Annotated in this window: 15 protein-coding genes; 6 read left to right on the top strand and 9 right to left on the bottom strand. The window is 41.5% G+C overall.

Features of this window, described 5'->3' with window-relative positions; all coding sequences use genetic code 11:
* Positions 1–53: 53 nt before the first annotated feature.
* Positions 54–263 carry a YlaI family protein gene (locus tag GYO_RS30330; RefSeq protein WP_072183306.1) on the top strand — a complete coding sequence of 70 codons (210 nt, stop codon included), beginning with the start codon at positions 54–56 and terminating at the stop codon, positions 261–263.
* A gap of 57 nt (positions 264–320) precedes the next feature.
* Here the strand turns inward: GYO_RS30330 and GYO_RS30325 are convergent, their stop codons facing one another.
* Both GYO_RS30325 and typA read right to left on the bottom strand, forming a co-directional pair.
* Positions 321–638 (bottom strand): YlaH-like family protein, encoded by a 318-nt coding sequence (locus GYO_RS30325; RefSeq protein WP_014113676.1) that lies wholly within the window; start codon positions 636–638, stop codon positions 321–323.
* 56 nt (positions 639–694) lie between these two features.
* A complete protein-coding gene (gene typA, locus GYO_RS30320; protein WP_014113675.1) occupies positions 695–2,533 on the bottom strand; it encodes a translational GTPase TypA in 1,839 nt (612 codons plus the stop codon).
* A 112-nt stretch (positions 2,534–2,645) separates the two neighbouring features.
* Between typA and GYO_RS30315 the strand changes: the two genes are divergently transcribed.
* Positions 2,646–2,834: a YlaF family protein gene (locus GYO_RS30315; RefSeq protein WP_003221324.1), complete on the top strand. Its 189-nt coding sequence runs from the start codon at positions 2,646–2,648 to the stop codon at positions 2,832–2,834.
* Between the two features lie 272 nt (positions 2,835–3,106).
* Entirely contained in the window at positions 3,107–3,718 is a 612-nt protein-coding gene (locus tag GYO_RS30310) for a hypothetical protein (protein WP_014113674.1), read from the top strand.
* 40 nt (positions 3,719–3,758) lie between these two features.
* Here the strand turns inward: GYO_RS30310 and GYO_RS30305 are convergent, their stop codons facing one another.
* From GYO_RS30305 to GYO_RS30290, 4 genes are read right to left on the bottom strand one after another with little or no spacing between them, the layout of a single operon-like run.
* Positions 3,759–4,052 carry a zf-HC2 domain-containing protein gene (locus GYO_RS30305; protein WP_014113673.1) on the bottom strand — a complete coding sequence of 98 codons (294 nt, stop codon included), beginning with the start codon at positions 4,050–4,052 and terminating at the stop codon, positions 3,759–3,761.
* Complete coding sequence (ylaC, locus tag GYO_RS30300; protein ID WP_041521160.1) at positions 4,049–4,570, bottom strand: RNA polymerase sigma factor YlaC; 522 nt, start codon at positions 4,568–4,570, stop codon at positions 4,049–4,051. The genes GYO_RS30305 and ylaC overlap by 4 nt, the downstream gene beginning before the upstream one ends.
* Complete coding sequence (locus GYO_RS30295) at positions 4,570–4,839, bottom strand: hypothetical protein (protein WP_014113671.1); 270 nt, start codon at positions 4,837–4,839, stop codon at positions 4,570–4,572. Before GYO_RS30295 ends, ylaC begins: the two co-directional genes overlap by 1 nt.
* Positions 4,829–6,769, bottom strand: coding sequence for a hypothetical protein (locus tag GYO_RS30290; RefSeq protein ID WP_080010071.1), 1,941 nt, complete (start codon positions 6,767–6,769; stop codon positions 4,829–4,831). The genes GYO_RS30295 and GYO_RS30290 overlap by 11 nt, the downstream gene beginning before the upstream one ends.
* A gap of 286 nt (positions 6,770–7,055) precedes the next feature.
* Here GYO_RS30290 and nprE point away from each other — a divergent pair, with 286 nt between their 5' ends.
* Entirely contained in the window at positions 7,056–8,621 is a 1,566-nt protein-coding gene (nprE, locus tag GYO_RS30285) for a neutral metalloprotease NprE (protein WP_014113669.1), read from the top strand.
* Between the two features lie 438 nt (positions 8,622–9,059).
* Positions 9,060–9,974: a class I SAM-dependent methyltransferase gene (locus GYO_RS30280; protein WP_014113668.1), complete on the top strand. Its 915-nt coding sequence runs from the start codon at positions 9,060–9,062 to the stop codon at positions 9,972–9,974.
* Positions 9,975–10,050: 76 nt separating this feature from the next.
* On the opposite strand, the gene GYO_RS30275 is transcribed toward GYO_RS30280, so the two are convergent.
* The 3 genes from GYO_RS30275 to GYO_RS30265 all read right to left on the bottom strand — a co-directional run bounded on the left by GYO_RS30275 (position 10,051) and on the right by GYO_RS30265 (position 11,628).
* On the bottom strand, positions 10,051–10,479 hold the full coding sequence (locus GYO_RS30275) for a GNAT family N-acetyltransferase (RefSeq protein ID WP_014113667.1): 429 nt from the start codon (positions 10,477–10,479) through the stop codon (positions 10,051–10,053).
* A gap of 25 nt (positions 10,480–10,504) precedes the next feature.
* Entirely contained in the window at positions 10,505–11,302 is a 798-nt protein-coding gene (gene suhB / locus GYO_RS30270) for an inositol-1-monophosphatase (RefSeq protein ID WP_014113666.1), read from the bottom strand.
* 137 nt (positions 11,303–11,439) lie between these two features.
* Positions 11,440–11,628: a YkzI domain-containing protein gene (locus GYO_RS30265; protein ID WP_009967148.1), complete on the bottom strand. Its 189-nt coding sequence runs from the start codon at positions 11,626–11,628 to the stop codon at positions 11,440–11,442.
* A gap of 239 nt (positions 11,629–11,867) precedes the next feature.
* Here GYO_RS30265 and GYO_RS30260 point away from each other — a divergent pair, with 239 nt between their 5' ends.
* On the top strand, positions 11,868–12,506 hold the full coding sequence (locus GYO_RS30260; RefSeq protein WP_014113665.1) for a YktB family protein: 639 nt from the start codon (positions 11,868–11,870) through the stop codon (positions 12,504–12,506).
* The last annotated feature ends 8 nt before the right edge of the window (positions 12,507–12,514 follow it).

Raw genomic sequence — 12,514 nt, 5'->3', positions numbered from 1 at the left:
ATTTTGGACAGCTTCTGATCCGTGCTATAATACATATTAGTGAAAGAGGTGATATGATGAGGGTCCAATGTTCTATTTGCGATAAAATTGAAACAATTGATGATGATACCCTGATCGCGAAACGGCTTCGAAACCGCCCAATCCATACATATATGTGCCAGGAATGCCACGACCGGATTGCCCAAAAAACAGAAGAACGGCTGAAAACGGGAAAATTCACTTTTCACCCGGGACAGCAAAAAAAAGAAAAAGTCAAAAAATAAAGCAGCCGCTTTACCATACACAACACAAAAAAGACTCAGCTTCTCAGCTGAGTCTTTTTATGATTTTGCAGACTGTCCCTTTTTCGACTGATACAGCCGAATTTTGTAAATGATTAAAATCATCGCAGCGACGACCAATCCCTCTGCCACGGGCAAAAACACTCCTAAAAAGGTCAAAACAGTGCAGCCCAAAGCCAGAAATACATACACCACTGCTGATTTTAATACCGGAAGCCGTTTAGCAAATCCAAGCTTAAATACAATAACAGCCAACACAAAAATCGTGCCGTACAGCAGCCACATGCCTGCCGCAGGCTGCCGGTCTACTTGATATAGAGCGGCGAAGAACGACAGGCGTTCGCTTACATCATTCAAAAAGATTCCCCTCCCCTGCAAAGTGCGGGTTCTATCTTTTCAAATTCTGCAAGAGATTAAGACAATCCTGCTGTTTTTTTCTTTTTAGCCGCTTTTTCACGTTCGTTTTTATTGAGGATTTTCTTTCTTAAACGGATGGATTCAGGCGTTACTTCACAGTATTCATCTTCGTTTAAGTACTCTAGAGATTCCTCAAGAGACATGATGCGCGCTTTTTTAATTGTAGTTGTCTGATCCTTTGTCGCAGAGCGGACGTTCGTCTGCTGTTTCATTTTGCTGACGTTAACAACAAGGTCGTTGTCACGGTTATGCTCTCCAACGATCATTCCTTCGTATACTTCAGTACCCGGCTCAACGAAGATGACACCGCGGTCTTCAATTCCTTGAATACCATAAGATGTCGCTTTTCCGTTTTCCATTGATACAAGCACACCCTGGCGGCGTCCGCCGACTTGGCCCGCCTGCATCGGCTGGTAGCTGTCAAAGGTATGGTTCAGAATACCGAATCCGCGTGTTAATGATAGGAACTCTGTGGAGTACCCGATCAATCCGCGGGAAGGAACTGTAAAGATGAGACGGACTTGGCCGTTTCCATTGTTGATCATATCAATCATTTCGCCTTTGCGGGCACCCATTGATTCCATAACTGAGCCTGTATGCTCTTCCGGAACATCAATTTGTACACGCTCAACAGGCTCACAGCGTACGCCGTCGATTTCTTTGATGATAACTTCAGGTTTTGAAACTTGAAGCTCATAGCCTTCACGGCGCATATTTTCAATTAAAATTGACAAGTGAAGTTCACCGCGTCCGGAAACAACCCAAGCATCAGGAGAAGCGGTTGGCTCAACACGCAAGCTCACATCCGTCTGAAGCTGAGACTGAAGACGCTCTTCGATTTTGCGGGCCGTTACATATTTGCCTTCACGGCCTGCAAACGGACTGTTATTCACGACAAATGTCATTTGAAGTGTCGGTTCATCAATGCGAAGCACTGGAAGCGGATCTTGATGGTCTACAGGACAGACCGTTTCACCAACGTTAATATCTTCCATGCCGGAAACCGCTACGAGGTCTCCTGCTTTTGCTTCTTCAATTTCCACACGCTTTAAGCCTTGGAAACCGAAAATCTTTGTTACACGGAATGACTTAGCCGTTCCGTCAAGCTTCATAAGAGAAACCTGTTGACCGACTTTCATCGTGCCGCGGAATACGCGTCCGATTCCGATACGGCCTACATAGTCGTTGTAGTCAAGAAGGGCAACTTGGAATTGAAGCGGCTCCTCTTCATTATCAACAGGTGCCGGAACATGCTTAATGATGGTTTCATATAAAGCTTCCATGTTTTCATCCTGCTGTTTCGGATCAAGACTCGCAGTTCCATTAATCGCGGAAGCATATACCACTGGGAACTCGAGCTGCTCTTCATTGGCATCAAGCTCAATGAACAGATCAAGAACCTCATCGATAACTTCCTCAGGACGGGCAAAGTCACGGTCAATTTTGTTTACAACAACAACCGGGTTCAGATTTTGTTCAAGAGCTTTTTTCAGAACGAAACGTGTTTGAGGCATACAGCCTTCATATGCGTCAACGACAAGCAGTACACCATCAACCATTTTCATAATTCGTTCTACTTCTCCCCCAAAGTCTGCGTGTCCAGGGGTATCCAAAATATTAATGCGTGTATCTTTATAGTTAATCGCAGTATTTTTCGCCAAAATTGTAATGCCGCGTTCGCGTTCAAGATCATTAGAGTCCATTGCGCGTTCAGCAACCTGTTCGTTGGCACGGAACGTACCAGCCTGATGTAAAAGCTGATCGACTAGAGTCGTTTTCCCATGGTCAACGTGGGCAATAATCGCGATGTTGCGAAGATCATTTCGAAGTTTCACTTTTTCATCTCCTAATAAAATTAAATAACTTTCATATTATACCACACATCCTCTTTAAAAGCGTCACGTTTTTCTGTAAACTTAATATAAGACGTAAAAGGGGATGGAAAACATGAAAAAAATGAATTGGCTTTTACTATTATTTGCATTTGCAGCAGTTTTCAGTATTATGCTGATCGGCGTCTTTATCGCTGAAAAAAGCGCTGCAGGCATTATCGCCAGCATTGTGCTTGTTTGTGCCGTAATGGGCGGCGGATTTACATTAAAAAAGAAAATGCGCGAGCAAGGCTTGCTTGATTAAAAGCATTGCCCCGCTGAAGACATTGTAATCAAAAAAACACCGCAAAGAAGCGGTGTTTTTCATTTCATTAAGTCTTATCTCCCCTGTTTCTTAGTCGGGAAGGTGCAAAACAGCATTCATACATAGACAATCGTTCTAACAATGACACATGTGACCGGCAAAAAGTAGTTCGGCAACGATATACATAAAATACCATAAAACCTATTTTTCCGACGCCAATCTATCCCTATAATGGAATTCGTAGCACAATTCATAAAAGGGAGAGAAGAAACATGAAGAAAACATTTGTAAAAAAAGCGATGCTAACGACTGCCGCAATGACCTCAGCTGCTCTATTAACGTTCGGCCCTGATGCAGCCAGCGCAAAAACAATGGTTGATAACTCCAATGTTCATGTGCAGCATCAGACAATCACAAATGAAGATCTCAATACATACATTGATTTATTAAATCAATGTATATACGAACAAGACGGTGTGTATTATTTTGACAGTGAAAAAGCTGTCGAGTTAGGAATGACAAAAGAAGAGGCTCAAGTAATCGCAACTCTCTGGGAGTCGACATCAGAATTTTTCAGCGTTGTTTCACAATGTGTGTATGTCGAAGATGGACATTACAAATTTGATACAGAAAAAGCAATTGAACTTGGCTTCACAGAAAAAGAAGCACTCGCACTTGAACAATTTTTCTCCGCTGTTTCTTTAAAGATTCACATTCTTCAAGCAGCAATTGTATTACAAGACGGTGTGTACAGCTATGATATAGATGCAGCGGTACAAGCAGGGGCAACACCTCTGGAAGCTGACGTTTTTGAAAAATTATTCAGTGCTCTGTCACAAGAACAGCTTGCCGCAATCTACGACATGATTCATCCTCAAGCTTAAACTAAAAAGGCGCTTGCCGGAACCGGACAAGCGCTTTTCTTTATTTCAGCAGTTTGATGATGAGCATCACGGCAACCGCCGCTCCAAACCAGCAGGCAGCTTTAACGATTAGCAAACCGTAGTACCTCTGTTTAAACCGCATTTCTTCTTCCAGCAGAAAAGCCTCCACAACGGCCAGTCCGCCTTCCAATTCAAAAGGCTCAGCCATCATGTCATACATTTCTCTGCAGCTGCTGCAGGTCTTTATATGCTCTTTAATGACGTGTTCCGTTTCTCTTTTACAATCACCTTCAAGATACAGAGGAAGCAGGTCTCTTACTAGAAAGCAGGTCATATCCGCTCCTCCTCTCTTCTTTTCGTCATGCTTTTCTTTAGCTCTAATCTGGCCCGGTGAAGTGTGGTTTTCACCTTTGAAAGACTCCATCCTAATATCTCAGCGATTTCTTCATAAGAAAGCTCTTGGAATTCTCTTAAAATCAAAACGGATTGATGCTGATCCTTTAACTGGAGGAGTTCCTGCCTTAGGGTTTCACTTTTTACCGTCCGCGACAAATACTGTTCAGGCTGCTCATAAGTTGTTTGCGTTAATCCTTCATTCTTGCTGATATCAGTAAATTGGTATTTGACATCCCTGCGGTACCAATTGACAAAGGTGTGATGTGCAATGGTGTAAAGCCACGTTCTGATGGAAGAATGTCCCCTAAACGAAGCCAAGCCGTTAAGAGCTTTCAAAAACGTGTCCTGCGCTAAGTCCTTGGCTGTTTCAAGGTGATGAGTCCTTCTATATAAATAATTTAAAATTTCTTGGTAATACTGTCGATACAAATCTTCAATAGAATCCCTACGCTTCATTAAAAGTAAAACCACACCGTCATCCAAATGGCCAATAATATGAAACAGATATACATGGAAGACAGGTATACTTTCATATGTCTTATTTGGCTCTCTTCTTTAGCACCCGGGCTTCTCTCTGAACAAGATTCACTCTTTAAGGATTCCGCATTCTTTTGGTATAGGGGCTCATGCTGTTTCATCCATTCCATTGATTCGTCCTCTAGCTCTCCTTCTTTATATAGGTCATATAAATCTAAAAATACAGACTCCTTTTCTTTATGTTTCATAAAGACTTTTCACCTCTTGTGTTTCTCCATCCACCACATAAGCATCATGGCGGTTTGAGCCAAATGGCTGAATAATGATCAGCCATGCATAATAGCATTCATTCCCTCTTTGAACGATGATCGGACGCATTCGTTTTTTGTAAATAACATCCTGGTATGCAGAAGCTACTTTTTCATAAGCCAATTTTCCATCACGATACGTATACGGAAATGCCTTATCGGGTGAATCGCTGTAAACATAAACGTTTAGCATCCCTTGATCTTCATAAAACTCATACGCATTAGAAGAATCAGAATATACCACCTTATCACTCTGCCTACTTTTTTTCTTGATTTCTGATACATCAGCACCGAAGACCAATAACATCTGCTGCAGCAGCCGGCCGTTTGTCAATGAGATATTCTTTTTCACAGGAAGCGAAAGATTTTGTAAACAGCCGGAGTCGGTCTCAAAGTTCAAAACAATTCCATCTTTTGTTTCAACTCGAACTAAGCTTCCAAGCAGGCTGTCGCTTTCAATATCTGTGATTTGATAAGGCTGTTTCGGTATTTTTAAAGCTGTAAACATTCCCTTCACTTTATCGTGTATATCTTGTTCTGTGATATGAACATGTCGAAGAGAATCAAGCTGATAAATCGAAGGGTCTTCACTAAAGCCCATTAAGGTTTCCTTTTCCCAATAAAATACTGTGCCATCATCAGCATTATCTTTTTTATGAAATTGATTTTTCAGGAATATACGAACGACTGTCTGGCCGTCTTCTTTAGATACTTTTGTTTCAATATGATCCTTATTTAACACACGTCCGTGTTGCTCAAGGAAAGCGATGGACTTCCGTACGTACTCCTGATCAGCCAGCGTCTTCCCCTTCGGCTTTTTCAAGTACTGATAATTGCGAATCATTTGGGATACTTCATCGACGTCTGCCTCATAGCTCATACTTTCAAATGAGTAGAAATAATGCACATCCATGTTTGTATCGTGCAAATACAATGTCTCATCCGCAGGAAAAAATGTCTTTAGAATCTGTTCCGCTTTTTCAGATGAAATGTGTTCTCCTACAAAATTGAATGAATCATGGACATTTGCTGGCTTTGATAAAGCGAAAGCAGCTGTTCCTAAGTTATATATTGGATTTAAGAGCAAGATAAAAAATACAATAACAGCCATCGTCAGCCACTTATACACGCGCACATAAATCTTTCCCGACTTATTGAGCAGATGATAACTCATCAAAAATCCCGCCATTGTCAAATAAATTGTATATGGCATCACTGCACCATAGTCTTTCGAGATTTGACTGGGATACGGCGCAAGCAGCAGGACAAGCAGGGCGATAATCATCGTATAAAATAAACCTAATAAAATCTTATTTGTTCTCCAATACTGTTTGAAAAACAGTACATTCAAAACAATAGGAAGAATGATGATGAAAAACAGAAACACGAATTCAATCGGCTCGATCCCATCAGGATATTCCTTCCAATACGAAAAGAAACTGAATACCATTTGTACGATCGGCAAACTGACAACGGCAAGATCGAATGTATAAAACATGCCTTTTCCGCCATGATCACGAAGCATCAGCATATAGTGAAAAGCCGTCAGCAGAACATACCCGTATAACAAAAAATGCAGCAGCGGCAGCAGTTCATTTCCGTCCTCTCTAATGTAAGCGCTGGTAAAGTTTGTTGCTTGCACCTGGTGAATGAGTTCAACAGACACCCCCGTCAGCAACACAATCCGCAATATAACACCTGCCAAGAACATTGTGCGGTACCGGTTTATTTTAGGATGATGCACCGATAGATATAAGCCCGCCAGAACAACAATTGACCATTGGATCAGCAAGGTGCTTTGTCGGCTTAATATAAAATAACGTTCGAAATGCAATACATAATGACTGAATAACTCCAACACGAACAACAATCCTTTACTTCTTATTAAGGCCTCATCCGGTTAGACAGCCGGCTTTTCAAAAAGTTTCAATAATCAACGAACATTTCTTCTCTTTCCTTTGATATGTAAATAAACACAACACTTGCAATGAGCCATCACATGACACTTGACTCATCTTGAAATTATTTAACAAAAATAAACACAGGACAATTCTATCAATTTTGTCTAGTTATGTTAGTTTTTGTTGAGTATTCCAGAATGCTAGTTTAATATAACAATATAAAGATTTCAGTATTTTCAAAAAGGGGGATTTATTGTGGGTTTAGGTAAGAAATTGTCTGTTGCTGTCGCTGCTTCGTTTATGAGTTTGTCAATCAGCCTTCCTGGTGTTCAGGCTGCTGAAAGTCATCAGCTTAAAGAGAATCAAACAAATTTCCTCTCCAAAAATGCAATTGCACAATCAGAGCTCTCTGCACCAAATGACAAGGCCGTCAAACAGTTTTTGAAAAAGAACAGCAACATTTTCAAAGGTGATCCTGCCAAAAGGCTGAAGCTTGTTGAAAGCACGACTGACGCCCTTGGGTACAAGCACTTTCGATATGCGCCTGTAATCAACGGAGTGCCTATTAAAGATTCACAAGTGATCGTTCACGTCGATAAATCCGATAATGTCTATGCGGTCAATGGTGAATTACAAAATCAATCTGCTGCAAAAACAGAAAACAGCCAAAAAGTCTCTTCTGAAAAAGCGCTGGCACTCGCTTTCAAAGCCATCGGCAAATCACCAGACGCTGTTTCTAACGGAACAGCCAAAAACAGCAATAAAGCCGAGTTAAAAGCCGTAGAAACAAAGGACGGCAGCTATCGTCTTGCTTACGACGTGACGATTCGCTATATCGAACCTGAACCTGCCAACTGGGAAGTCTTAGTGGATGCTGAAACAGGCAGTATAGTAAAACAGCAAAACAAAGTAGAACATGCTGCTGCCACTGGAAGCGGAACAACGCTAAAGGGCGCAACTGTTCCTTTGAACATCTCTTATGAAAGCGGAAAATACGTTCTAAGAGATCTTTCAAAACCAACAGGCACTCAAATCATCACATATGACTTGCAAAACAGACAAAGCCGCCTTCCGGGAACGCTTGTCTCAAGTACAACAAATACATTCACATCTTCATCACAGCGGGCAGCCGTTGACGCCCACTATAATCTCGGTAAAGTGTACGATTATTTTTATTCGACATTTAAACGGAACAGCTATGATAACAAAGGCAGTAAAATCGTTTCTTCCGTTCACTACGGCACTCGGTACAATAATGCTGCATGGACAGGAGACCAAATGATTTACGGTGACGGCGACGGTTCATTCTTCTCTCCGCTTTCCGGCTCATTAGATGTGACAGCACATGAAATGACACATGGCGTCACTCAAGAAACAGCCAACCTGATTTATGAAAATCAGCCAGGGGCATTAAACGAATCTTTCTCTGACGTATTCGGTTATTTTAACGATACAGAAGACTGGGATATCGGTGAAGACATTACAGTCAGCCAGCCTGCTCTCCGCAGCCTGTCCAATCCAACAAAATACGATCAGCCTGACAATTACGCCAATTACAGAAACCTCCCAAATACAGATGAAGGCGATTATGGCGGCGTACACATAAACAGCGGAATTCCAAATAAAGCCGCTTACAATACCATAACAAAGCTTGGTGTCTCTAAATCACAGCAGATCTATTACCGCGCGTTAACAACGTATCTCACGCCTTCTTCGACGTTCAAAGATGCCAAGGCAGCTCTTATTCAATCTGCCCGTGATCTGTACGGGTCAACTGATGCCGCTAAAGTTGAAGCAGCCTGGAATGCTGTTGGATTGTAATGTTAAAAAAAGCCTGAGATCCCTCAGGCTTTTTTTCGTTACATGTTTTGCTTTCTCTCTTCGTTGTAAGCATCATCATTCACCCCGAAAGGATGATACCATGAGAATCAGCAGCCGCTGCTGATTTGCAAAAGAGAAGTACACAGCCGCAAGCGTGCAGTACAGGAAGCAGCGATGCTGTCTTCCCCGCTCAGCTGCAAAGATGCGAAAGCAGCAGTAAGCCAACGCTGCAGTATACAATATTAATCCGGGCTAAGGGAGATTCTTCCGGCAGACACTTGGCTCAGGTGAAATAAATGAAGATCACACGATCGAAGAAAGAGCAAAAACATTGACAAAAATTTTTATTTATGCTATAATTTACTATTAATATATTTGTAGGTATAATAAGATTCTCCTGGCCAGGGGAATCTTATTTTTTTATGGGAGGATCATTTCATGAGGAATAATGAGTCCAGCTTAACGTCATTGGTTTCAGCTTTTGCCCGTTCATATCATAGCCGATATGACACGTCTCTCATTTTTGATGATTTTATTGCAAAAGACCTCATTAATGAAAAAGAGTTTACAAACATCAGCGAGAATATGATTCAAGGAATATCGTTTTTCAGCAAAGAGATGGCCGAACGTCTGCAAAATGATCCTGAAAAAATATTAAAATGGGTTACCCAAATCCAGCTGTCGCCTACGCCCTTAGCACGTGCTGCGTATTGTGAAAAAGTTTTACACAACGAATTGATGCTGGGGGCAAAACAATATGTCATTCTTGGGGCCGGACTGGATACTTTCTGTTTTCGGCATCCTGAATTGGAAAACAGCTTACAAGTTTTCGAGATTGATCATCCGGCTACACAGCAATTCAAAAAAAATAAGCTGAAAGATGCAAATCTGACAATTCCGGGACATCTTCACTTTGTTCCTATGGATTTTACCAAAACGTTTTCGTATCAGCCTCTTATAGATGAAGGATTTGAAAACACAAAAACATTCTTCAGCCTTCTGGGAGTGTCTTATTATTTAACGAGAGAAGAAAATGCAAGCTTGGTCAGAAATTTATTTTCTCATGTCCCATCAGGAAGCTCTATCGTTTTTGATTATGCTGACGAAACACTTTTTACAGCAAAAGGAACGTCAAATAGAGTTGAACATATGGTAAAAATGGCTGCCGCAAGCGGAGAACCGATGAAATCGTGTTTCACTTATCAAGAAATTGAAATTCAGTTAGAATCATCAGGTTTACTTATCTATGAACATCTATCACCAGACGATATTAATGACCAATTCTTCAACAATCGAACAGACGATTTGTCAGCGTTTGAAACGATTCATTATATTCATGCGGTGAAAAAATAATTTTTTATCATCAGATGCCTCTCAATTTTTGGGAGGCTTTTTATGGTACTGGCATACAACAAATAAGCTGCCGTTATCAGACGGCAGCTTCTGCTAAAGGCTTCACCATGATCATAAATGATTTGCCTGTCTCATCTTTCTCCGTTTTCAGCTGTTCAAAGCCGCATTGGCTCAAAAACAGTATCCATTCACTCCGGTCAATGGGAACTGCCGCAAACATCGCTTTATGTTTGGCTCCGAGCAATTTGCTGATCTGTTCAATGATCATCCTCGCATGCCCCTTTTTTTCTTCAGCCGGGTCAATCAGCACCGTTCCAAGCCACGGCTTTCCGTTGGAAGGCGCCCACTCGAGATGATAGCTGACGGCAACAGGCTGACCGTCTTTTTCCCATATAAGCCATGACCCGTTGTACATGGAGTAGGAGATCATATAGCTTTCTGCATCTTTCTCCCCAAACTCCTCCTCTTTCCATACAGGATGAGCCTCCGCGAGCTTCTCTAACAAGCAGAGGTCATCCTGTTCAAACGGCCTACTTTTGAGCATGAAGATACTCTTCAAATATCGTTTTATGTATGGATGGATTTCCGGCCAGCACACTGTGATTTTCTAAAAAGGTAAACGGCTCTCCCTCTATGGTCGTATAGATGCCCCCAACTTCATTTAACAGCACACATCCGGCTGCATAATCCCATGGTGCAAGCCGCATCGTGATGTAAGCATCTATTCTTCCTGCCGCGACATTTGCCAGCTCTAAAGCGGCAGAACCGTAGGAGCGTGTGCCTCTGACTCTTTTTACAAGGGGCGCTAACACACTTGGATCAATTCTTCTGTTTTCCGTTACCCATGTCGCATTAATGGCAAGAATCGCTTCTTCAATGGCAGTTTCTTTTAAAGGAGCCAGCTTCGTTTCATTCATATAAGCTCCTCTGCCGCTAAATGCGTGATAGAGCTCATCATGCACCACATCATAAATTAAACCGATTCTTCCTTCTCCGTTTTCAAAAATTCCAATTGAAATCGCAAAATTTCTTTGCTGATGCACAAAATTCATCGTCCCGTCAATCGGGTCGATAATCCAGACGACTCCCTCCAGTGAGTGGAGTTTGTCTCCTTGTCCTTCTTCGCCGAGTATACGGTGTCCCGGAAACGTTTCTTGAATGCGTTCAATGAAAAACTTTTCCGTTTCTTTATCAATATTGGTGACTAAATCATTCGGATTTGATTTCGTTTCAATTGTCAGGCTTTCATTCATGGATTGTTTAATTCTCGTGCCTGCTTCTCTTACCCATTTCTTTGCAATCTCATCAATTTCCGTCCAATTTGTCATTCGTGCGTACCTCTCTTCTATGTAGACCTTTATTTTATAGGATACTGATAACGGCGGTGAAAAAGCAAGGAAAATGAAAAATATCCCTTCTCACGTAAAAACGAACCATTCATGCGGTTCGTTTTCACTATCGCTTTTTACCCGTTAAGACGAATCCATTCTTTTCTGAGTCGCTCAAGTTTGTTTTTGCTTTGTTCAATCTGTTCTTCATTTTCTTTTTGCATTGCTTCATATAGGGTTGCCAATTCATAATCAACCTCTAGTCTCCAGACAGCTACACGATTGTTTTTCTCTTCCTTAAATCCCTCTTTTACAACTTGCCTCATTGTCTTTCGCCCCTTCCAGAGATCATTTGTTTGTAAAAAAGCATCCCATTTTGCCATTCAACAATGATTACTTCTTATATCGTATGATTGTTCTATTTACGCGTAACATGATTCTGAAAATTGTGTGTTTACCTATTCGTTTATTACCTCATTTCTCCTTTCTTCAAACGCGCTCAATCTTTTTGACGCTCGTATGAACTGTGATAAAATATGTTTACTTAGCATGAAGGAGGAAAATCATGACACAAATGCGTTTTACGGAAGAAGACTTTAACACATTTACAATAGAAGGCTTAGACGCGCGCATGGAGGTATTAAAAGAGACGGTCCGTCCAAAGCTAACAGCTCTAGGCGAACATTTTGCCCCAACTTTATCAGCTTTAACCGGAGATGAAATGTTTCCTCATGTGGCCAAGCACGCAAGAAGATCCGTCAATCCCCCTGCTGACAGCTGGGTCGCATTCGCAAACAGCAAAAGAGGCTATAAAAAACTGCCGCATTTTCAGATTGGTTTATGGGAAACCCACGTATTTGTGTGGTTCGCGATTATATATGAATCCCCTATTAAAGAAGAATACGGCAAATTGCTTGAAGCGAATCAGGAAACCATTACTAAGAATATCCCTGACAGCTTCGTTTGGTCCGCAGATCACACAAAACCGGGAGTACATAAGCAGTCTGAAATGGACAAGGAACAGCTGAAGACGCTGTTTGAGCGTTTGCAGACTGTAAAAAAAGCTGAGCTGTTATGCGGCATCCAGCTTCAAAAAGAAGAAGTGCTGAATATGAATAACCATGAATTCCTTCAGCGTATCGATGATGCCTTTAAGCAGCTTGCTTTTCTGTACCGTTTCACCCAAAAAGTATCACAAGCATAAAAAAGAGC

This window comes from Bacillus spizizenii TU-B-10 (assembly GCF_000227465.1).
Lineage (GTDB): Bacteria > Bacillota > Bacilli > Bacillales > Bacillaceae > Bacillus > Bacillus spizizenii.
Note: the sequence above shows the minus strand (reverse complement) of the source record. Positions and strands in the feature narration are given on the sequence as shown.

What these genes read in the sequence shown, in the direction of transcription:
- GYO_RS30330 (WP_072183306.1), top strand. Translation starts at nt 54, where the DNA reads ATGATGAGGGTCCAATGTTCTATTTGCGATAAAATTGAAACAATTGAT.
- GYO_RS30315 (WP_003221324.1), top strand. Translation starts at nt 2,646, where the DNA reads ATGAAAAAAATGAATTGGCTTTTACTATTATTTGCATTTGCAGCAGTT.
- GYO_RS30310 (WP_014113674.1), top strand. Translation starts at nt 3,107, where the DNA reads ATGAAGAAAACATTTGTAAAAAAAGCGATGCTAACGACTGCCGCAATG.
- GYO_RS30305 (WP_014113673.1), bottom strand. Translation starts at nt 4,052, where the DNA reads ATGACCTGCTTTCTAGTAAGAGACCTGCTTCCTCTGTATCTTGAAGGT.
- ylaC (WP_041521160.1), bottom strand. Translation starts at nt 4,570, where the DNA reads ATGAAGCGTAGGGATTCTATTGAAGATTTGTATCGACAGTATTACCAA.
- GYO_RS30295 (WP_014113671.1), bottom strand. Translation starts at nt 4,839, where the DNA reads ATGAAACATAAAGAAAAGGAGTCTGTATTTTTAGATTTATATGACCTA.
- GYO_RS30280 (WP_014113668.1), top strand. Translation starts at nt 9,060, where the DNA reads ATGAGGAATAATGAGTCCAGCTTAACGTCATTGGTTTCAGCTTTTGCC.
- suhB (WP_014113666.1), bottom strand. Translation starts at nt 11,302, where the DNA reads ATGACAAATTGGACGGAAATTGATGAGATTGCAAAGAAATGGGTAAGA.
- GYO_RS30265 (WP_009967148.1), bottom strand. Translation starts at nt 11,628, where the DNA reads ATGAGGCAAGTTGTAAAAGAGGGATTTAAGGAAGAGAAAAACAATCGT.
- GYO_RS30260 (WP_014113665.1), top strand. Translation starts at nt 11,868, where the DNA reads ATGACACAAATGCGTTTTACGGAAGAAGACTTTAACACATTTACAATA.